Annotated in this window: 18 protein-coding genes, 2 tRNA genes, 1 pseudogene and 1 riboswitch; of the genes and pseudogenes, 11 read left to right on the top strand and 10 right to left on the bottom strand. The window is 66.8% G+C overall.

What is annotated here, in order from left to right; all coding sequences use genetic code 11:
* Positions 1-2: 2 nt before the first annotated feature.
* Both pncB and pncA read right to left on the bottom strand, forming a co-directional pair.
* Positions 3-1,319: a nicotinate phosphoribosyltransferase gene (pncB, locus tag CYR75_RS11365; RefSeq protein WP_101500142.1), complete on the bottom strand. Its 1,317-nt coding sequence runs from the start codon at positions 1,317-1,319 to the stop codon at positions 3-5.
* Positions 1,316-1,911 (bottom strand): annotated as a pseudogene (gene pncA, locus CYR75_RS11370) (bifunctional nicotinamidase/pyrazinamidase). Before pncA ends, pncB begins: the two are co-directional and overlap by 4 nt.
* A 117-nt stretch (positions 1,912-2,028) precedes the next feature.
* On the opposite strand from pncA, the gene trhO reads away from it, so the two are divergent.
* The 5 genes from trhO (at position 2,029) to ilvA (ending at position 7,350) form a co-directional block, all read left to right on the top strand.
* Positions 2,029-2,946, top strand: coding sequence for an oxygen-dependent tRNA uridine(34) hydroxylase TrhO (trhO, locus tag CYR75_RS11375; RefSeq protein ID WP_101500143.1), 918 nt, complete (start codon positions 2,029-2,031; stop codon positions 2,944-2,946).
* A gap of 43 nt (positions 2,947-2,989) precedes the next feature.
* Positions 2,990-3,916 (top strand): AEC family transporter, encoded by a 927-nt coding sequence (locus CYR75_RS11380; protein WP_101500144.1) that lies wholly within the window; start codon positions 2,990-2,992, stop codon positions 3,914-3,916.
* 5 nt (positions 3,917-3,921) lie between these two features.
* Positions 3,922-4,725: a crotonase/enoyl-CoA hydratase family protein gene (locus tag CYR75_RS11385; RefSeq protein ID WP_101500145.1), complete on the top strand. Its 804-nt coding sequence runs from the start codon at positions 3,922-3,924 to the stop codon at positions 4,723-4,725.
* 66 nt (positions 4,726-4,791) lie between these two features.
* On the top strand, positions 4,792-5,973 hold the full coding sequence (locus tag CYR75_RS11390) for an acetyl-CoA C-acyltransferase family protein (protein WP_101500146.1): 1,182 nt from the start codon (positions 4,792-4,794) through the stop codon (positions 5,971-5,973).
* Positions 5,974-6,099: 126 nt separating this feature from the next.
* The gene (ilvA, locus tag CYR75_RS11395) at positions 6,100-7,350 is read left to right on the top strand and encodes a threonine ammonia-lyase IlvA (RefSeq protein ID WP_101501016.1); all 1,251 of its coding nucleotides are present in this window, start codon (positions 6,100-6,102) and stop codon (positions 7,348-7,350) included.
* Here ilvA and CYR75_RS11400 read toward each other — a convergent pair.
* Positions 7,343-7,693 carry an Hpt domain-containing protein gene (locus CYR75_RS11400; protein ID WP_101500147.1) on the bottom strand — a complete coding sequence of 117 codons (351 nt, stop codon included), beginning with the start codon at positions 7,691-7,693 and terminating at the stop codon, positions 7,343-7,345. The genes ilvA and CYR75_RS11400 overlap by 8 nt on opposite strands.
* A 132-nt stretch (positions 7,694-7,825) precedes the next feature.
* Between CYR75_RS11400 and CYR75_RS11405 the strand changes: the two genes are divergently transcribed.
* Both CYR75_RS11405 and mog read left to right on the top strand, forming a co-directional pair.
* A complete protein-coding gene (locus CYR75_RS11405) occupies positions 7,826-9,061 on the top strand; it encodes an argininosuccinate synthase (RefSeq protein ID WP_101500148.1) in 1,236 nt (411 codons plus the stop codon).
* Positions 9,062-9,130: 69 nt separating this feature from the next.
* A complete protein-coding gene (mog, locus tag CYR75_RS11410) occupies positions 9,131-9,664 on the top strand; it encodes a molybdopterin adenylyltransferase (RefSeq protein ID WP_101500149.1) in 534 nt (177 codons plus the stop codon).
* A gap of 241 nt (positions 9,665-9,905) precedes the next feature.
* Here mog and gcvP read toward each other — a convergent pair whose 3' ends face one another.
* The 3 genes from gcvP to gcvT all read right to left on the bottom strand — a co-directional run bounded on the left by gcvP (position 9,906) and on the right by gcvT (position 14,352).
* Positions 9,906-12,743, bottom strand: a complete 2,838-nt coding sequence (gcvP, locus tag CYR75_RS11415; RefSeq protein ID WP_101500150.1) for an aminomethyl-transferring glycine dehydrogenase — start codon at positions 12,741-12,743, stop codon at positions 9,906-9,908.
* Between the two features lie 108 nt (positions 12,744-12,851).
* Positions 12,852-13,211 carry a glycine cleavage system protein GcvH gene (gene gcvH / locus CYR75_RS11420; RefSeq protein ID WP_101500151.1) on the bottom strand — a complete coding sequence of 120 codons (360 nt, stop codon included), beginning with the start codon at positions 13,209-13,211 and terminating at the stop codon, positions 12,852-12,854.
* 10 nt (positions 13,212-13,221) lie between these two features.
* Positions 13,222-14,352, bottom strand: coding sequence for a glycine cleavage system aminomethyltransferase GcvT (gcvT, locus tag CYR75_RS11425; RefSeq protein WP_225972703.1), 1,131 nt, complete (start codon positions 14,350-14,352; stop codon positions 13,222-13,224).
* Positions 14,353-14,474: 122 nt separating this feature from the next.
* A riboswitch (glycine riboswitch) is annotated at positions 14,475-14,563 on the bottom strand.
* A 92-nt stretch (positions 14,564-14,655) separates the two neighbouring features.
* Here gcvT and CYR75_RS11430 point away from each other — a divergent pair.
* From CYR75_RS11430 to rlmH, 3 genes are all read left to right on the top strand, one after another.
* Complete coding sequence (locus tag CYR75_RS11430) at positions 14,656-15,993, top strand: mechanosensitive ion channel family protein (RefSeq protein ID WP_101500153.1); 1,338 nt, start codon at positions 14,656-14,658, stop codon at positions 15,991-15,993.
* Positions 15,994-16,104: 111 nt separating this feature from the next.
* Positions 16,105-16,488, top strand: coding sequence for a ribosome silencing factor (gene rsfS / locus CYR75_RS11435; RefSeq protein ID WP_101500154.1), 384 nt, complete (start codon positions 16,105-16,107; stop codon positions 16,486-16,488).
* 55 nt (positions 16,489-16,543) lie between these two features.
* The gene (gene rlmH, locus CYR75_RS11440) at positions 16,544-17,011 is read left to right on the top strand and encodes a 23S rRNA (pseudouridine(1915)-N(3))-methyltransferase RlmH (protein WP_101500155.1); all 468 of its coding nucleotides are present in this window, start codon (positions 16,544-16,546) and stop codon (positions 17,009-17,011) included.
* An 81-nt stretch (positions 17,012-17,092) separates the two neighbouring features.
* Here the strand turns inward: rlmH and CYR75_RS11445 are convergent, their stop codons facing one another.
* The 3 genes from CYR75_RS11445 to CYR75_RS11455 all read right to left on the bottom strand — a co-directional run bounded on the left by CYR75_RS11445 (position 17,093) and on the right by CYR75_RS11455 (position 19,690).
* Positions 17,093-17,836: a hypothetical protein gene (locus CYR75_RS11445; protein ID WP_225972704.1), complete on the bottom strand. Its 744-nt coding sequence runs from the start codon at positions 17,834-17,836 to the stop codon at positions 17,093-17,095.
* 65 nt (positions 17,837-17,901) lie between these two features.
* Positions 17,902-18,702: an undecaprenyl-diphosphate phosphatase gene (locus CYR75_RS11450; RefSeq protein WP_101500156.1), complete on the bottom strand. Its 801-nt coding sequence runs from the start codon at positions 18,700-18,702 to the stop codon at positions 17,902-17,904.
* A gap of 1 nt (position 18,703) precedes the next feature.
* Positions 18,704-19,690, bottom strand: a complete 987-nt coding sequence (locus tag CYR75_RS11455) for a complex I NDUFA9 subunit family protein (RefSeq protein WP_101500157.1) — start codon at positions 19,688-19,690, stop codon at positions 18,704-18,706.
* 182 nt (positions 19,691-19,872) lie between these two features.
* On the opposite strand from CYR75_RS11455, the gene CYR75_RS11460 reads away from it, so the two are divergent.
* Positions 19,873-19,957: transfer RNA gene (locus tag CYR75_RS11460), tRNA-Leu, on the top strand.
* Between the two features lie 118 nt (positions 19,958-20,075).
* On the opposite strand, the gene CYR75_RS11465 is transcribed toward CYR75_RS11460, so the two are convergent.
* A tRNA-Arg gene (locus CYR75_RS11465) sits at positions 20,076-20,152 on the bottom strand.
* Between the last annotated feature and the right edge of the window lie 17 nt (positions 20,153-20,169).

Below are 20,169 nucleotides of genomic sequence, written 5' to 3' on the forward strand. Positions count from 1 at the left end.
CGTCAGACCAGCACCTCGACCCGCCTCTGTTCGCCCAGATCGAAGACCCGCTTATAGCGCGCGATCTCGTCCGCCGGGCCCATCGCCTTGGCCGGGTTGTCCGACAGCTTGACCGTGGGCCGCCCTTCGGCGGCAACGGCCTTGCACACGAGGCTGAGCGGGTCCAGCCCGTCGCCCTTGACCAAGCCCCTGAAATCATTGGTCAGCAACGTGCCCCAGCCGAAGCTGACCTTGACCCGCTGGTGAAAGCGTTCGTAAAGCGCCGCGATGGTTTCGACGTCGAGTCCGTCCGAGAAGATGACCAGCTTGTCGCGCGGGTCCTCGCCGCGTTCCTTCCACCAGCGGATCGCCAGTTCCGCACCCTCAACCGGGTCGCCGCTGTCGATGCGGATGCCGGTCCAGCCGGCCAGCCAGTCCGGCGCGCCTTCCAGAAACCCCTTGGTGCCGTAAGTGTCGGGCAGCATGACGCGCAGATTGCCGTCATGTTCCTCGTGCCAGTCGGCCAGAACGCGATAGGGGGCCTGACGCAGCTCGGCATCGGTATCGGCCAGCGCGGCATAGACCATCGGCAGCTCATGGGCGTTGGTGCCGATCGCCTCCAGGTCGCGGCGCATGGCGATCAGGCAGTTCGAGGTGCCGATGAACTTGCCGTCCGGCGCATTCCCCAGCCCCTCGCCCATCGCCTGCACGCACCAATCCTGCCACAGATAGGAATGCCGCCGCCGCGTCCCAAAATCGGCGATGCGCAGGTCGGGCAGATGGTCCAGCCGGGTGATCTTTTCCCAGACCCGCGTCATGGCGCGGGCATACAGCACCTGCAGCTCGAACCGGCCCATATCCTTGGTGACGGCGCGGGACCGCAGCTCCATGATGATCGCGAGCGCAGGGATTTCCCACAGCATCACCTCGGGCCATTTGCCCTCGAAGCGCAGCTCGTACTGGCCGTCGCGGGTGGACAGCTCGTATTCCGGCAGCTGCACGGCCTCGAGCCATTCCATGAAGTCCGACCGGAACATCTGCCGCTTGCCATAGAAGGTGTTGCCGCGCAGCCAGGTCGATTCGCCGCGCGTCAGCCGCAGCTGGCGCACCTGATCCAGCTGCTCTCGCAGTTCGGCCTCGTCCACGATCTCGGCCAGCCGGACGGATTTGGTGCGGTTGATCAGCTGAAAGGTGACGTTGGTGTCGGGGCGGTTGCGGAACACCGATTGGCACATCAGCAGCTTGTAGAAATCGGTATCGAGCAGCGAGCGCACGATCGGGTCGATCTTCCAGCGGTGGTTATAGACCCGCGAGGCGATATCGACATTCGGCATCATCATGTCAGGGTGACTCCGGCTTGCTGCATCGCGTCGCTGGCCGCATCGGCCGAGCCGTCAAGGTGGATGGCCCCGGTCGCGTCGCGGATCACGCGCGCCTCGAAGCCCAGATTGCGCGCGTCGATGGCCGACCAGGCGACGCAGAAATCATAGGCGAGGCCTACGAAATCCAGCTGCTGTAGCCCGCGTTCGCGCAGATACCCTTCCAGCCCGGTCCGGGTGGTGCGGTCGTTTTCGAAGAACGCGGAATAGCTGTCGATCTGCGGGCGAAAGCCCTTGCGGATGATCATGTCGGCGCGGTCCACCGCCAGATCGGGATGGAACCCCGCCCGTCCGAGCCGATAACGCAATGCCGGGGCCAGAGCACCTGCGTGCCGTAAGGCATCTGCGTGGTGCTGTAGGGCGCGGCGCCGGGATGGTTGTCGGCAAAGCTGGTATGATCCGACGGGTGCCAGTCCTGGGTCAGGATGACGGCGTCATAATCGGCCATCATCGCATTGATGCGGGGCAGGATCAGGTCGCCGCCGGTCACGGCAAGCAGGCCTCCGGGGCAGAAATCGACCTGCATGTCGACGACGATCAGGGCTGTGGACATATCGCCTCCTTCATTGGAAATCTTGGTAGCAGGTGAACGCCTGCCGTCAATGGCGCGCGGCTGCGACAAACCCGTCAAGGCTGGACAGCGCGCGGGCGCGGGCCTATCGCGGGGATCATGCTGATCGTCTGTGCGCTGTATCATTTCACCCGCTTTCCCGACCCTGCCGCGCTAAGGGGGCCGCTGGCAAGGCTGGCCTGCAGCCATGGCGTGCGCGGCACGCTGCTGCTGGCGCCCGAGGGCATCAACGGCACCATCGCCGGCACCCGGCAGGGCATCGACGCGGTGCTGGCCGATATCCGCGCCCTGCCCGGCTGCGCCGATCTGGTGTGGAAGGAAAGCACGGCCTCTGACATGCCGTTCGGCCGGCTGAAGCTGCGGCTGAAGCGCGAGATCGTGACCATGGGCCAGCCCGATGTCGATCCGCGGGCCGCTGTCGGCCATTACGTCGCGCCCGCCGACTGGAACGCGCTGATCGCCGATCCCGATGTCGCGGTGATCGACACCCGCAACGATTACGAGGTCGAAATCGGCAGCTTTGCCGGCGCCGTCGATCCCGGCACACGCAGCTTCCGCGACTTTCCCGACTGGTGGCAGCAAAACGCGCACCGCTTTCACAACAAGCGCATCGCCATGTTCTGCACCGGCGGCATCCGCTGCGAGAAATCGACCAATTACCTGCTCTCGCAGGGGGTGAAGGACGTGTTCCACCTGCAGGGCGGCATCCTGAAGTATCTTGAAGAGGTGCCACAGGAAGACAGCCTGTGGCAGGGCGAGTGCTTTGTCTTCGACCGCCGCGTCAGCCTGACCCACGGGCTGCGGCAGGGGTCCTACGGGCTGTGCCACGCCTGCCGCCGTCCGCTGTCGGCCGAGGACACCCAGCATCCCGACCACGAGCCGGGCGTCTCTTGCCACCGCTGCATCGGCGAATACAGCGACGCCGACCGGGCGCGGTTCCGCGAGCGGCAGCGGCAGGTCGATCTGGCCCGGCAGCGCGGCGCCGATCATTTCGGCCCCGCCCCATCCGACGCATGACCGGGACGCCTGCCAGACCCGTCGGGCCGATAGGCGCGCCGCGATGCTAGAGATCATCCTGAAGACCCTGCCCTTCTTCGCGCTGATCGGGCTGGGCTGGGGCGCGGCGCGCACGGGCTTTTTCCCCGCCGAGGCCGCCGCCTGGCTGACCCGCTTTGTCTTCTTCTTCGCGCTCTCCGCCATGCTGTTCCGCTTCGCGGCCGAACTCGAGCTGCGCGAGATCTGGGACCCGGTCTTTGCGCTTGCCTATCTGCTGGGCACGCTGGCGATCTGGGGCGTGGGTCTGGGCGTGGCGCGGTTTCGCGGCCTGACCTGGCCGCAGGCGGCGATGGAGGCGCATTGCTGCGTCATCGGCAACACCGGCTTCATGGGCGTGCCGATGCTGATCGCGCTTCTGGGCGAACGCGCGGCGGGGCCGGTACTGCTGATCCTCGCCATCGACATGATCGTGTTCTCGACGCTCATCACCATCATCGTCACCGCCAGCCAGTCCGGCCGCATCAGCCTGGCCACGCTGGGGCCGCTGCTGCGCGGGCTGCTGGCCAATCCGATGATCGTCTCGATGCTGGCCGGGCTGGGATGGTCGGCGCTGGACCTGCCGATCCCGCCGCCGGTCTCCGAGTTCCTGATCCTGCTCTCGGCCGCCGCGACCCCCGGCGCGCTGTTCGCCATCGGCGCCAGCCTGGCCGGGCGCAGCGCCGACCGGCCGCTGATCGCGGGCTGGCTGTCCTTCGCCAAGCTTGTCCTGCACCCGGCGGCGGCAGCGCTGGCCTGCCTTGCCCTCGGCGTCAGCCCCGGACCCGCGGGGGTGATGATCGCCGCCGCCGCCCTGCCGGTTGCCAGCAATGTCTTCATGCTGGCACAATATTTCGGGATTGCGGTGCAGCGGGTGTCGTCGGCGGTGCTGATCTCGACCGCCGCCAGCGTCGCCACCATCCCCGTCATCATCCACCTGATCGAGAAAGGCTGATCCCCATGTCCCGCATCGCTGACCTCAAGCTGACCCATACCCTGCTGAGCGTCGATGACGACGGCATCGCCACCGTCACCCTGAACCGCCCGGAAAAGCGCAACGCGCTGAACGAGGCGACCATCGACGAGTTGACCGAGATCTTTCGCGCCCTGCCCCGCGACGGCGTCCGGGCCTGCGTGCTGACCGGCGCGGGCGATCATTTCTGCGCCGGTCTCGATCTGGTCGAACACCACGCCGCCGACCGCGCGCCCGAGGATTTCATGCATCTCTGCCTGCATTGGCACGAGGCGTTCAACAAGATGGAGTATGGCGGCGTCCCGATCATCGCCGCCCTTCAGGGCGCGGTGGTCGGCGGCGGGCTGGAACTCGCCTCGGCCGCGCATCTGCGGGTGATCGACGACAGCGCCTATTTCGGCCTGCCCGAGGGGCAGCGCGGGCTGTTCACCGGCGGCGGCGCGACGATCCGGGTGGCCGATCTGATCGGCAAGTCTCGGATGATCGACATGATGCTGACCGGCCGGCTGTATCGCGGCGATGACGCGGTCAGCGTCGGTCTGGCCAATTACCGCGCCGAGGATGCGCGGGCCAAGGCCAATGAGATCGCGCGGCGCTGCGCGGAAAACCTGCCGCTGACCAATTTCGCCATCTGCTCGGCCATCAGCCATATGCAGAACATGTCGCCGCTGGATGCTGCCTATGCCGAATCGGTGGTGGCGGGCGTGGTCAACACCCAGGCCCCGGCGCGCGCGCGGCTGGCGGCCTTCCGCGATGGCAGCGGCCCCCGCATCAAACCGACGCAGGGTTGACGCTATACAGCGGCCCGGCCGCGCCATAACCTGCCTGCGATCAGACTCCAAAGGGGGGAACAGCAAATGTCCGACGATGATATCGTGATCCTGTCCGGTGCGCGCACCGCGATCGGCAGTTTTGGCGGCGCTCTGGCCGGGGTTCCGCCCATCGACCTCGCCGCGACGGTCGCCCGCGCGGCGATGGAGCGGGCCGGCGTTTCGCCCGACCGGATCGGCACGGTGGTTTTCGGCCATGTCATCAACACCGAACCGCGCGACATGTATCTGTCGCGGGTGGCGATGCTGGATGCCGGCATCCCCGACACCACGCCGGCGATGAACGTGAACCGGCTCTGCGGCTCGGGCGTGCAGGCCATCGTTTCGGCGGTGCAGGCACTGACCCTGAACGACGCCGATTTCGCCGTCGCGGGCGGGGCCGAATCGATGTCGCGCGCACCCTATGCCGTCCCGGCGGCGCGCTTCGGCGCCAAGATGGGCGACGTGCAGATGATCGACATGATGACCGGCGCGCTGACCTGCCCGATGGGCACCGGGCATATGGGCGTCACCGCTGAAAACGTCGCTTCGGAGCATAACATCACCCGCGCGGCGCAGGACGAGTTCGCCCTGCAATCGCAGCAGCGCGCCGCCGCCGCCATTTCCGAGGGCAGATTCCGCGACCAGATCGTCCCGGTCGAGATCAAGACCCGCAAGGGCACGGTCAGCTTCGACACCGACGAGCACCCCAAGGAAACCACGCTCGACAAGCTGTCCGGGCTGCGCACGGTGTTCCAGAAGGATGGGACCGTGACCGCCGGCAACGCCTCGGGCATCAATGACGGCGCGGCGGCGGTGGTGCTGGCGCGGGCGGGCGCGGCACGCGAGGCCGGGCTGACGCCGCGCTTTCGCGTGCTGGGCTACGCCCATGCCGGGGTGCGCCCGCAGGTCATGGGCATCGGCCCGGTTCCGGCGGTGAAAAAGCTGCTCGAACGGACCGGCCTGTCGGCGGGCGATTTCGACGTGATCGAATCGAACGAGGCTTTTGCGGCGCAGGCGCTGGCGGTCAGCAACGAGCTGGGCTTCGATCCGGCGCGGGTGAACCCCAATGGCGGGGCCATTGCGCTTGGCCACCCGGTCGGCGCGACCGGCGCGATCATCACCGTCAAGGCGATGTACGAGCTGGACCGGATCAACGGCAAGCGCGCGCTGATCACCATGTGCATCGGCGGCGGACAGGGCATCGCGCTGGCCATCGAGCGGCTGTGATCGCGGCCTGATCGGTCGGCGGCCGAGGTTGATCGGCCAGGCCGCCGGCCCTGGCCGCAGACCCGCCTGCGGTTGACCCATGCCGCCAGCCGTGTCAGGCCGGGCGGCGTGGACCGCGAGGGTGTGATGGCTGATTTTCTTGACGATGTGGCGGCGGCCGAGGTCGCGATCCGCGACCTGTTTCCGGCGACGCCGATGCAGTTGAACGGCCACCTCTCGGCGCGCTACGGGACCGAGATCTGGCTCAAGCGCGAGGATCTGGCGCCGGTCCGCAGCTACAAGCTGCGCGGCGCCTTCAACGCCATGCGCAAGGCGATCCATGCCGGCACCAACCGCCATTTCGTCTGCGCCAGCGCGGGCAATCACGCCCAAGGCGTCGCCTATGCCTGTCGGCATTTCGGCGCGCGCGGCACCATCTTCATGCCGGTGACGACGCCGCATCAAAAGATCGACAAGACCCGCATCTTTGGCGGCGATTCGATCGAGATCGTGCTGACCGGCGATTATTTCGACCAGACCCTGACCGCCGCGCAAGAGTTCGCCGCCGAGCAAGAGGCGAGCTTTCTGTCGCCCTTTGATTCCGCCGATGTGATCGAGGGGCAGGCGACGGTCGCGCTGGAGATGCTGGCCCAGATGCCCGCGCCGCCCGATCTGGTGATCCTGCCCGTCGGCGGCGGCGGGCTGGCGGCGGGGGTCACGCATTACCTTCAGGATGCCGCCCCCGGCGCGCAATTCATCTTTGCCGAACCGCAGGGCGGCGCCAGCCTGAAATCGGCGCTGATGGCCGGGTCGCCCACGACGCTTGCCCGCGTCGACAGCTTTGTCGACGGCGCGGCGGTGGCGCGGATCGGAGATCTGCCCTTTGCCCAGCTGCGCGGTTTTTCGCCGGATCAGGTGCTGACCGCGCCCGAGGATCGGCTGTGCATCACCATCCTCGACATGCTGAATGTCGAGGGGATCGTGCTGGAACCCGCCGGTGCGTTGTCCATCGACGTGCTGCAGGATCTGGCCGCGCAGGGTGCGCTGGTAGGCAAGAAGGTCGCCTGCGTCTGCTCGGGCGGGAATTTCGACTTTGAACGCCTGCCCGAGGTCAAGGAACGTGCGCAGCGTTTTGCCGGGCTGAAGAAATACTTCATTCTGCGGATGCCGCAGCGGCCCGGCGCGCTGCGCGACTTTCTGGAACTGCTGGGGCCGCAGGACGATATCGCTCGGTTTGAATACCTGAAGAAATCGGCGCGGAACTTCGGCTCGGTCCTGATCGGGATCGAGACGACCGAACCCCGGCATCTGCGCGAGCTGACCGAGAGGCTGGACGCGGCGGGATTTGCCTATCAGGACATCACCCAGGACGAGCTGCTGGCGCAGTTTCTCATCTGACCGCGACATTCGGGGCCTCGCCCTGCCACAGATGCCGCCCGGCGATGAACTGCTTTTTCGTCGCCGCATAGCAATCCAGCAGCGCCCCCAGATCGAGCCCGCCCAGTTCCTGCCGCTGCAAGGCCATCTCGGCCTGCTGGCAGAGGCTGGCGAAGGCGGTGAAGCCAAGGCTCGCCGCGCTGCCGTGCAGGAAATGCATGTCGCATTCCAGCCGCTCTGCATCGCCATGCGCCAGCCGCATGACGATGCCCTCAAGCTCATCCAGAAACAGCTCGACCACGGGCAGGAAATCATCCGCCCCCAGCTCTTCCTTCAGGGCCTGCACCCGCTTCCAATCGATCATCTTCGTCCTCGAATCGCGCCAGCCCGACAAATCTAGCGCAACGCGCGCTAACAGTGGCTTAACGCCCGCGAACCTCTTGTGACGTCGGCAGGAAAGGCCTATCCCTCTCGCCAAATCTGAAAGGGGTCCGCCATGTCCGATGCGCCGAAGAAAGTCGTTCTTGCCTATTCAGGCGGGCTTGATACCTCGATCATCCTGAAATGGCTGCAGACCGAATATGGCTGCGAGGTGATCACCTTCACCGCCGATCTGGGCCAGGGCGAAGAGCTGGAGCCGGCGCGACAAAAGGCGGAACTGCTGGGCATCAAGCCCGAAAACATCCACATCGTCGATGTGCGCGAGGAATTCGTGCGGGATTTTGTCTTTCCGATGTTCCGCGCCAATGCAGTGTATGAGGGGCAATATCTGCTGGGCACCTCGATCGCGCGGCCGCTGATCTCGCAGCATCTGGTCAAGATCGCGCAGCAGCATGGCGCCGACGCGGTGGCCCATGGCGCCACCGGAAAGGGCAACGATCAGGTCCGGTTCGAGCTGTCGGCCTATGCGCTCGACCCCGCGATCCGGGTGATCGCGCCGTGGCGGGAATGGGATCTGACCAGCCGCACCAAGCTGATCGAGTTCGCCGAAAAGCATCAGATCCCCATCGCCAAGGACAAGCGTGGCGAGGCGCCGTTCAGCGTCGATGCCAACCTGCTGCACACCAGTTCCGAAGGAAAGGCGCTGGAAGACCCCGCCGCCGAGGCGCCGGAATATGTCTATCAGCGCACCACCAGCCCCGAGGATGCGCCCGACACGCCCGAATATATCGAAATCGGCTTCGACAAGGGCGATGCCGTCTCGATCGACGGTCAGGCGATGTCGCCGGCGACGCTGCTGGCGGCGCTGAACGAATATGGCCGCAAGCACGGGATCGGCCGGCTGGATTTCGTCGAGAACCGCTTTGTCGGGATGAAGTCGCGCGGCATCTATGAAACGCCCGGCGGCACCATCCTGCTGGAAGCGCATCGCGGGATCGAGCAGATCACGCTGGACGCCGGTGCCGGGCACCTCAAGGACAGCCTGATGCCGCGCTATGCCGAGCTGATCTATAACGGCTTCTGGTTCAGCCCCGAACGCGAGATGCTGCAGGCCGCCATCGACAAGTCGCAAGAGCATGTGACCGGCACCGTGCGGCTCAAGCTCTACAAGGGCAGCGCCACCACGGTCGGCCGCTGGTCGGATCATTCGCTGTATAGCGAGGCGCATGTGACCTTTGAAGACGACGCCGGCGCCTATGACCAGAAGGACGCGGCCGGCTTCATCCGCCTGAACGCGCTGCGGCTGAAGCTGCTGGCGGCGCGCAATGCGCGGGTCAGGCAGGCGGATTAGGCGCGGCTTTCCTTCCGGGCGGTTTCGGGGCAGGATCAGGCCCCGATTTCACCCACAGGGACCGCCGCCATGACCCAGCCTGCCCGCATCGCCATCCTGACCGTTTCTGACCGTGCCTCGCGCGGGGAATATGAGGACAAGGGCGGGCCGGGGGCCGAGGCGTGGCTGCGCGAGGTCATCACCTCGGATGTGGAGATCCTGCGCCGGATCGTTCCGGACCTGCGCGGTGTCATCGCAGACGCGCTGCGCGAATATTGCGACGAGGGCGCGGACCTGATCCTTGTCACCGGCGGCACCGGCCCGGCGCCGCGCGATGTCACCCCCGAGGCGGTGTTCGACGTGGCAGAGCGGGAGTATCCCGGCTTTGGCGAGGAAATGCGCCGCGCCTCGCTGGCCGAGGTGCCGACCGCGATCCTGTCGCGCCAGACCGCCGTCAGCCGCGGCAAGACGCTGATCATCACCATTCCCGGCAAGCCTTCGGCCATCGCGACCTGCCTGAACGCGGTGCTCGCGGCGGTGCCCTATTGCCTCGACCTGCTGGGGGCGGCGCGGATCGAGACCGACCCCACGCGCATCAAGGCGTTCCGGCCCAAGCCGAAATAAGCCCCGACGGGGAACGGCCCGCCAGCCGCTCTACGCGGTTGACGGGCCGGAAAGTCATGGTCTGGACGGGCAATCCTAGAAGATGCCGGTCAGATACAGGATGATGATCACAACGAGCGGAACGCCCAGAAACCAAGCGACGACGCCTTTCATTTCATTGACCCTTTCTTTTCAGTTCAGGGTTCAAACGCAGTTCGGGCCGTCCGCGTTCCGCGCGAATGCAGAACGGCCCGGATCGCGGTCACTCGGCCGCTTCGGCATAGGCTTCCAGTGGCGGGCAAGTGCAGATCAGGTTGCGGTCGCCATGGACGTTGTCGACGCGCCCGACCGGCGGCCAGTATTTGTCGACGCGGAAGGCGCCGGGGGGGAAGCAGCCCGCCTCGCGGCTATAGGGGCGGTCCCATTCCGCGACCAGATCCTCGACCGTATGCGGGGCGTGGCGCAGGGGGCTGTCCTCGACCGCGACCTCGCCATCGGCGACGGACTGGATCTCGTCCCGGATCGCCAGCATGGCGGTCACGAAGCGGTCGATCTCGGCCTTGGTTTCCGATTCGGTCGGCTCGACCATCAGCGTGCCGGACACCGGCCAGCTCATCGTGGGCGCATGGAAGCCGTTGTCGATCAACCGCTTGGCGATGTCGTCCACGGTCACACCATGTTCGGCAAAGGGCCGCGTGTCGATGATGCATTCATGCGCCACCCGACCGCGATTGCCCATGAACAGGATCGGATAACCGGCGCTGAGGCGGCTGGCGATATAGTTCGCGTTCAGGATCGCCACCCGCGTCGCCTGGGTCAGCCCCTCGCCGCCCATCATCAGGATATAGGCCCATGAGATCAGCAGGATCGATGCGCTGCCATAGGGTGCCGCTGCGACCGCGCCCTGCCCCGATTGCGGATCGCCCGGCAGATGCGGCGCCAGATGCGCCTTGACCCCGATCGGTCCCATGCCCGGCCCGCCGCCGCCATGGGGGATGGCGAAGGTCTTGTGCAGGTTCAGGTGGCTGACATCGCCGCCGATCTCGCCCGGCTTCACCAGCCCGACCAGCGCGTTCATGTTCGCCCCGTCGATATAGACCTGGCCGCCATGTTCATGGGTGATGTCGCAGACTTGGCGGACGGTATCCTCGAACACGCCATGCGTGCTGGGATAGGTGATCATCACCGCCGCCAGCCGGTCGCCCGCCGCACGCGCCTTGTCGGTGAAATCCTCAAGGTCGATATCGCCGTTCGGGGCGGATTTGACCACAACCACCTTCATCCCGCACATCTGGGCAGAGGCCGGGTTGGTGCCATGGGCGCTGACCGGGATCAGGCAGACATCGCGCTGATCGTCGCCATTGGCGCGGTGATAGGCCTGGATGGTCAGCAGCCCCGCATATTCGCCCTGCGCGCCGCTGTTGGGCTGCAGCGAGAACGCGTCATAGCCGGTGATGCGGCACAGCTTCTCGGTCAGGTCGTGCAGCATCTCGGCATAGCCTGCGGCCTGATCGGCGGGCGCAAAGGGGTGCAGCGCGCCGAATTCGGGCCAGGTGATCGGCATCATCTCGGCCGCCGCGTTCAGCTTCATCGTGCAGGAGCCGAGCGGGATCATCGCCCGATCCAGCGCCAGATCGCGGTCCGAGAGGCGGCGCATATAGCGCATCATCTCGGATTCGGCGCGGTTCATGTGAAAGACCGGATGCGTCAGATAGCTGCTTTCGCGCAGCAGCGACTCGGGGATGGCGGGTTCGGTCGCGGGCTGGGCGGCATCGGTGATACCGAAGGAATCGAGCAGCCGCGCGATGACCGAGGCGTCGGTGGTTTCATCGACGGAAATCCCGACCCGGTCGCGCCCGATCTTGCGCAGGTTGATGCCATGTTCGCGGGCGGCGGCCAGGATCCCCAGCTGCCCCACCCCCACGCGCACGGTGATGGTGTCGAAGAAGGCATCCGGTTCGACCTCGGCCCCGGCGGCGCGCAGGGCATTGGCGACGCTGACCGCGTGCAGATGGACGCGCTGCGCGATGGCCCGCAGCCCGACCGGGCCGTGGAACACCGCATAGAACGACGCCATGACCGCCAGCAATGCCTGCGCGGTGCAGACGTTGGAGGTGGCCTTTTCGCGCCGGATATGCTGCTCGCGGGTCTGCAGGGCAAGGCGATAGGCCATGTTGCCCTTGGCGTCGATCGAGACCCCGACGATCCGCCCCGGCATCGAGCGTTTATAGGCGTCGCGGCAGGACATGAAGGCCGCATGCGGTCCGCCATAGCCCATCGGCACGCCGAAGCGCTGCGACGAGCCGATACAGATATCGGCGCCCATCGCGCCCGGTTCCTTCAGCAGGCACAGCGCCAGCAGGTCGCTGGCGACAACGGCGATGGCGCCCGCGTCATGCAGCGCCTGACATTCGGCGGTCAGGTCGCGGATCTGGCCGAAGGTGCCCGGATACTGGAAGATCGCGCCAAAGACCTCGGACGGGTCCAGATCCTCGGGCGCGCCGCGGATGATGCGGATGCCAAGCGGTTCGGCCCGCGTCTCGATGACGGAAATCGTCTGCGGGTGCAGGTTGTCGCTGACGAAGAACGCCGTCGCCTTGGACTTGGCCACGCGCTGCGCCATGGCCATGGCCTCGGCGGCGGCGGTGGCCTCGTCCAGCAGCGAGGCGTTGGCGACGGGCAGCCCGGTCAGGTCGCTGACCATGGTCTGATAGTTCAGCAGCGCTTCCAGCCGGCCCTGCGCGATTTCGGGCTGATAGGGCGTGTAAGCCGTATACCAGGCCGGGTTTTCCAGGATGTTGCGCTGGATTGCAGGCGGCGTGACGGTGCCGTAATAGCCCTGCCCGATCAGGCTGGTCATCACCCGGTTCTTCGCCGCCACCTCGCGCATCCGCGCGATCAGCCCGGCCTCGGACAGCGGCTCCCAATCCAGCGTATCGGCCTGCCGGATCGAGGCCGGGACCGTCTGTTCGATCAGCGCGTCAAGGGAATCGGCGCCCACGACCTTCAGCATCTCGTCCATCTCGGCGGGCGAGGGGCCGATATGGCGGCGGTTGGCGAAATCGTCCGGGTTATAGTCGGTCAGGGTCCAGCGGGTCATTCAATCCATCCTCGCCACGCGGCTGCGACCGCGGGCACAAATTGCGGGGGTGAGATCTGGTCCGGGATCAGGGGCCGCGGCCCCTGCCCGATCTTGCGGCGCGCGGCGCTAGCCGATCAGCGCCTTGTAGGTCGCCTCGTCCATGAAGCCGTCGATGGCCGCGCCGGCGGCGGGCTTGATGCGAAAGAACCATGCCGCCATGGCGTCGTCATTCACCGCACCGGGATTGTCCGACAGCGACTCGTTCACGGCGGTGATGGTGCCCGCGATGGGCGCGGAGATGTCGGACGCGGCCTTGACCGATTCGATCACGACGATTTCCTCGCCCGCCTCGACCTCGCGCCCGGCTTCGGGCAGTTCGATGAAGACGACATCGCCAAGCTGCTCGCTGGCATGGGCGGTGATGCCGACGATGACCTCATCGCCGTCCTGCTTCAGCCATTCATGGTCTTCGGTGAATTTCAGCATGGGACGCTCCTTAGCGTTTGTAATGGGGTTGGACAAAGGGCAGCGGGGCGATTTCGACGGGAATGCGCTTGCCACGCAGCTCGGCGTAGACAATGTCGCCCGGCGATAGCGCGGCAGGCAGGCTGGCCATGGCCACCGGCGCCCCGACCGAGGGCGCGAACCCGCCCGAGGTGACATGCCCGATGGCCGTTCCGCCAGCCTCGGCGTCAAAGATCGTGACGCCCTGCCGGATCGGCGCGCGGCCCTGCGGGCGCAGCCCCAGCCGTGTCGTGTCAGCGCCCTGCGCCAGTTCGGGCAGGATCACATCGGCGCCGGGAAACCCGCCCTCGCGCGCGCCGCCGCTGCGGCGGATCTTGGGGATCGACCAGCCAAGCGCCGCCTGCCCCGGTGTGACGTCCGCGCCGATGTCATTGCCGTAAAGCGGCATCCCGGCTTCGAGCCGCAGGCTGTCGCGCGCGCCCAGCCCGATCGGCGCGACCGCCGGATCGGCCAGCAGCGCATCGGCGAATTCGCGGGCGCGGTCGGCAGGCAGCGAGATCTCGAACCCGTCCTCGCCCGTATAGCCCGAACGCGAGACCCAGACCTCGGCCCCGTCCCAGTTCAGCGTCGCCACATCCATGAAGGTCATGTTCGCCACCGCCGGGATCAGCGCCGACAGCACGCGGGCGGCCTGCGGGCCCTGCAAGGCCAGCAGGGCGCGGTCGGTCACATGCTCGACCTCGACCCCGTCCAGTCGACGCAGCAGCGCCAGATCGCTGTCGGCGCAGCCAGCGTTGACCACCAGATACAGGTGATCTCCGCGATTGGCGATCATCAGGTCATCCTCGATCCCGCCGCGTTCATTGGTGAACAGCCCGTAACGCTGCCGGCCCTTGGGCAGATCGACCAGATTGGCGGGCACCAGCGTTTCCAGCACCGCCGCCGCATCCGCCGCCTGCCCCGAGGGCGCGCGCAGCAGGATCTGGCCCATATGGCTGACATCGAACAGCCCGGCCTGATCGCGGGTGTGCAGATGCTCGTTCAGCACGCCCATCGGATACTGCACCGGCATGTCCCAGCCGGCAAAGGGCATCATGCGCGCGCCAAGCGCCACATGCAGATCATGCAGGGGGGTCTGTTTCAGGGTGTCGGTTTCGGTCACGGCATCCTCCTTGCGCCCGATTGCGCGGTTTGGCTGCCCCCTCTGTCCGTGCCCGGCCTTTGCGACCATGGGCGCCTGAGATCGTCATCCTTCGGCGGGCCAAGCGGCCTCTCTTCAGAGTTCATGCGGAACCGGTCCTGCTGCCTGAGAGTTTACCGGGGCGGTTGCTCCTTCGGCCCCGGCTCTGGCCGAAGTCTCCCGAATTCCGCGGACAGAGGTAGCCTTGGCCCGCCTTGCTGGCAAGGGGAATCGTCAGTTCGGCAGGGTCTTGCCCGCCGCGCCTTGCACCTGTCTAATCGCCTGATGAACGAACCCGCCGCCACATCCGACCAGATCATCGACGCGGCCGGAGGATTCTGGCACCAGCTCGACCTGACCTTCCGGCTGATGCTGCTGCCGTCGCGGATCAACCAGATCTGGACGGTGCTGTTCCTGATCGTGCTGGCCCATCTTCTGGCGTGGCTGCTGGCGCCACGGCTGCGCAAATGGCTGCGCCGGCGGCAGGGATGGCCGAAATGGCGGCTGCGGACCGGGCTGATGGTGGTGCAGCGGCTGCGGCTGATCCTGTTCTCGGCCATGGCCTGGACGGTGGTGCTGGTGATGCGCCAGATCACCTGGCCCTCGTTGAGCCAGCTGATCGCCGAGGCCGCGACCATCGCCACCGCGATCCTGGCCATCGCGTTCCTGGCCCGGCTGATCGTCAATTCGCTGTTTCGGCGCGTGGTCCGGTGGGCGGCGTGGATCTGGGCGGTGCTGTATCTGCTGGGGCTGACCGATGCGACCTATCGGCTGCTCGACAGCCTCGCGCTTGGCATCGGGTCGTTCCGGCTGTCGCTGCTGACCGCGCTCAAGGCGCTGGCCGTGATCACATTGCTGATCGCGGGCTCGCGGCTGATCACGCGGGCGGTGTCGCGGCGGCTGTCGACCTCGGCCTCGCTGACGCCCACCATGCAGGTGCTGGTGACCAAGCTGGTGCAGGTCATCCTGATCACGCTGGCCTTCGCCATCGGGCTGCGCGCCATCGGCGTCGATCTGACCGGCATCGCGGTGTTTTCCGGCGCGGTCGGCGTGGGCCTGGGCTTTGGCCTGCAAAAGGTGGTCTCGAACCTAGTTTCGGGGATCATCATCCTGCTCGACAAGTCGATCAAGCCCGGCGACGTCATCAGCCTGGGCGACACCTTTGGCTGGATCGACGCGCTTGGTGCGCGCTATGTCAGCGTCGTCACCCGCGACGGCAAGGAATACCTGATCCCGAACGAGGATCTGGTCACCAGCCAGGTGGTGAACTGGTCCCATACCAACGACTTTGTCCGGCTGGATGTCGAGTTCACGGCATCCTGCGGGGACGACCCGCACAAGGTCAGCAAGATCGCCATCAACGCCGCCCTGACCGTCAAGCGTGTGCTGGCGCAGCGCACCCCCGTCTGCTGGATCACCGGGCTGGAAGAGGGGCGCATCCAGTATGTGCTGCGGTTCTGGATTTCGGACGCGCAGCGGGGTCTGACCAATGTGCGCGGGCAGGTTTTTCTGGCGCTCTGGGATGCGTTTCAGGACAACGGCATCACCATTCCCTTCCCGCAGCGCGAGGTGCGGTTGCTGAACGACGACCCCTCGCCGCCGAAATTCATCGCAGGCGATTGAGAAAACCGGCATCAATGCTATATTGGGGGTGTCCCGGCGCCGGGGAGAACAGGCGCGATGACCGGAGGATGAACCCTGTCCCATCATGTCCAATCGGCCGATCAGCCGAATGTGACCGCCGCGCCGCAGGATCTGACCAGCGACGAAATTCTGGCGCGTATTCTTGGCTCGCTCGACGATGACAAGGCCGAAGACGTCGTGACGATCGATCTGCGCGGACGCTCTGCCATGGCCGATCACATGGTGATCGCGTCGGGCCGCAACGCGCGCCATGTCGCCACCATCGCGGAAAAGCTGACCCAGCGTCTCAAGGATGCCACCGGCCGCACGGCCCGGATCGAAGGCAAAGAGACCGGCGATTGGGTGCTGATCGACACCGCCGATGTCGTGGTCCATGTCTTCCGACCCGAGGTCCGCGACTTCTATCAGCTTGAAAAGATGTGGATGCAGGGCGATCAACTGCAATCCCTGCGCAGCCCCGCCAACCCGGCCTGAGCATGGCCGCTTGGGCTGCGCCGACCGTGCTGGCGCAGCCGGGCGGCGTTGACGCATGAAGATCACCCTGATCGCCGTCGGCCGGATGCGCGCCTCGCCCGAGCGCGCCTTGCTGGACGACTACCTCGACCGCTTCGCCAAGACCGGGCGCGGGCTGGGCCTGCCGCCCGTGCAACTGGTCGAAATCGACGACCGGCGCGGCGCAGGCATGGCAGGCGAGGCCGCGCTGATCGAGCGCGCTTTGCCCGCCGGTGCCTTTCTGATTGCCATGGATGAACGGGGCGAGCAGCCCTCTTCCCCCGAATTTGCCGCGCGGATCGCGGGCCTGCGCGATCAGGGCCGCGATCTGGCGCTGCTGATCGGCGGCGCCGATGGGCTGCTGCCCGCGCTGCGCGACCGCGCCGACTGGCAGATCAGCCTGGGCCGGATGGTCTGGCCGCATATGCTGGTCCGCGCCATGCTGGCCGAGCAGCTTTACCGCGCCGCCAGCATCCTCGCCGGCCAGCCTTATCATCGAGAGTGACGGCGGCGTGCCCTTGGTGTGGGGCCGGCACCCGTGGCCCTGCGCTTGCCGCGCTGTCATCACTCACCCGATGACCCGCACCTAGGACGCGCTGTCCCCGCCCCCGGCCCGCACCATCTGCATCTCACAGCCGAACAGCGGCGTCGTCGCGCCAAAGCCGGGATCGCCGGGGCCGGCAAAGCTGATCGGGCTGTCATTCGATTCGGTGACGGTGCCGGTCCAGTCCTCGGACCGCTCGATCCCGCCATAGAACCGGCCATGCGCGCGGCTGACGAATTGCTGGCCGCTGGCGGCGATCAGCAACTCGCCCTCGCTCGAAAAGGTGCGCAGGTCGAAGCTGGTCAGTTCCAGCGTTTGCCCGTCGATCTCGACCGCCTCGCCGGTCAGGACATCGCGGCCGATATGGCGCAGCCGCTCGCCATCGCTCGACACCGTCCAGAAGTCGAAATCGTCGCGGCCCTCGCGCTGCAGCGTGCTGAACGAGGCGTGATCCGCCGCATCCGGCGCCAGCACATCGCGCAACCCGCTGCGCAGATCGGTCAGCTCCAGCCACCGCGTCTCGGCATCGATGTGCGAATGAAAGCTGGGGCCGTCGCTGTCGAAATGGGTGACGTGCTGGTCGCCCGCGGGGTCGGCCTCGCAGATGAAATGCTGCGAGACGGTGCAACTGCGGTTCTGCACCGTCAGGGTCAGACGGCAGCCCTCGGGCGGGGTGAACCCCGCCGCCCCCGCCACCCCCGGCAGCAGGACCGCCAGCAGCAGGCCGCGCTCGACAAGAGGCGCGGGCGAAAGGGGGGAGTCGGTGTCAGGGGATCGGATCGGCATGGGTCACCCGCTATCTGGTGGCTCAGTCTGACGCCATGGCGGGGCGGTGACAATGCCGGACAGCGTCAGCCGCCAAGCGCCATGGCCAGCAGCGCCGCCGCGCCGACCCCGATCCGCCACCAGGCGAACAGCGCATAGCCATGCCGCGAGACATAGCCGAGCAGCCATTTCACCACCACGATGGCGGCCAGAAAGGCGCAGACAAAGCCGATGACGATATTTCCGGTCGCCTGCGCGTCCAGAATCTCGCGGTTCTTCATCAGATCATAGGCGAATGCCCCGGCCATGGTCGGCATCGACAGAAAGAACGAAAACTCGGCCGCCGCGCGCTTGCCTACCCCCAGCAGCATCGCGCCGACGATGGTCGCGCCCGAGCGGGAGACGCCGGGGATCATCGCCAGACACTGGATGAAGCCGATGGCGATGGCGGTTTTCAGCGGGATGCTCTCGGTCTCGGTGACGCGGACCGGGGGCGGGTTGCGGTCGACCAGCAGCAGGATCACGCCGCCCACGATCAGCATGCTCGCGATCAGGACGGGGGTCTCGAACAGCACTGTCTTGATGATCGGATGGGCCAGCACGCCGACGACCACCGCCGGCAGGAAGGCCAGCAGCACCGCCCAGATGAAGCGACGCGCCTGCGGGTCATGCGGTGCGGCGCGAAAGATCCCCCACAGCCGCCCCGCATAGACGCCCAGGATCGCGAGGATCGCGCCCAGCTGGATCAGCACCTCGAAGGCGCGGCCGGGGCTGTCGAAGCCCAGGAAATAGCCGGCCAGCAGGACGTGGCCGGTGGATGAGACGGGGATGAACTCGGTCAGGCCTTCCAGCAGGCCCAGCAGCGCAGCAACGATGGAGTTGGTCATTCTACCGCGGGCGCAGGTTCTTCGACGAGGCGGTGATCGCCGCATACTGCCCGCCGGGGCGGAAGCGCCACAGATAGTCGCCGATCACCGCGTCGGCGTCGATAGGCTTGATGCCCAGCTCGGCAAAGCCGCGCGCGCCCGGCGAGACCACGTTGTCGTGGCGCAGCAGCCGGACCTGATCGCGGGTCAGGATGCGGTTGGTCAGCAGCCCGCCGGTCAGCATCGCGCCGATATCGAAAACCCCGCCGACCAGCCCGGCCAGCCAGAAGGGCAGGTTGATCACCAGACGGCGGCGATAGATCTCGCGCAGGACCTGGCCGACGATCTGCCGCACGGTCAGGATGTCGGGGCCGCCCAGCTCATAGATGCCGGGCGCGGCCTCGCCCGTCGCGCCCATCTCGGCGGCGCGCGCGACATCGTCGACAAAGACCGGCTGCATCTTTGTGTTGCCGCCGGTGATGGCGACGACCGGACCCATGCTCGCCATGCGGCCAAAGCGGTCATAGATGCCGCCTTCGGGGCCGAACACGACCGAGGGGCGCAGGATCATCGCGGTGGGGAAATGCTTCAGCACCTCTTCCTCGCCCTGCGCCTTGGTGCGGGCATAGGTGCTGTTGGAATCGGAGTCCGCGCCCAGGGCCGAGATCTGCACCAGCCGCGGCACGCCCGTTTCCGCGGCGATGCGGGCGACGCGGCCCGCGCCTTCGCTCTGCACGGCCTCGAATCGGTTGCGGCCCTCATTGACCAGAATACCCACGCAGTTGATGACCGCATCGGCATCGGCCATGGCCGCGCGCACGGAAAGGTCGTCGCGAATGTTGCACGGCACCGGCTCGACCTGACCGACCGCGCCATAGGTGCGCACGAACAGCGCCTGGCTGGGGCGGCGGACGGCGACGCGGACGCGCCAGCCAAGCTGTGCCATGCGGCGCGCGATCTGGCGTCCGACGAACCCCGAGCCGCCATAAATCGTGACGATCTTCGACATCAGCTGGCATCCTTTTCCTTGGGCTTGCCCCCGCTGATAGCGCGCCACGCAGGGCCGGGCAAGCGCGACCCCCTGACGCGGCGGCCCGCTTCGCCAAGTTTCCGCCGACAGCCGCGAGATTTTTTCGCAAAGCCCGTTGACACCCCCCGGCACCCAGTCTAATCACCCGCCTCACGACACCTGCCCAGGTGGCGGAATTGGTAGACGCGCACGGTTCAGGTCCGTGTGCCGCAAGGCGTGGAAGTTCGAGTCTTCTCCTGGGCACCATCGTTCTGACAAGCCCCTGCCTCGGCGGGGGCTTTTCCATTGGTGCGACGCGCAAAGCCGCGACGAATCGCCACGCGCCGCGCGGGGGCATCAATATCAGGGGATTGTGGGGCTGATCTGGCGCACCCGACAGGATTCGAACCTGTGACCTCTGCCTTCGGAGGGCAGCGCTCTATCCAGCTGAGCTACGGGTGCGTGCGCGCCTGATTAGC

This window comes from Paracoccus jeotgali, assembly GCF_002865605.1.
Lineage (GTDB): Bacteria > Pseudomonadota > Alphaproteobacteria > Rhodobacterales > Rhodobacteraceae > Paracoccus > Paracoccus jeotgali.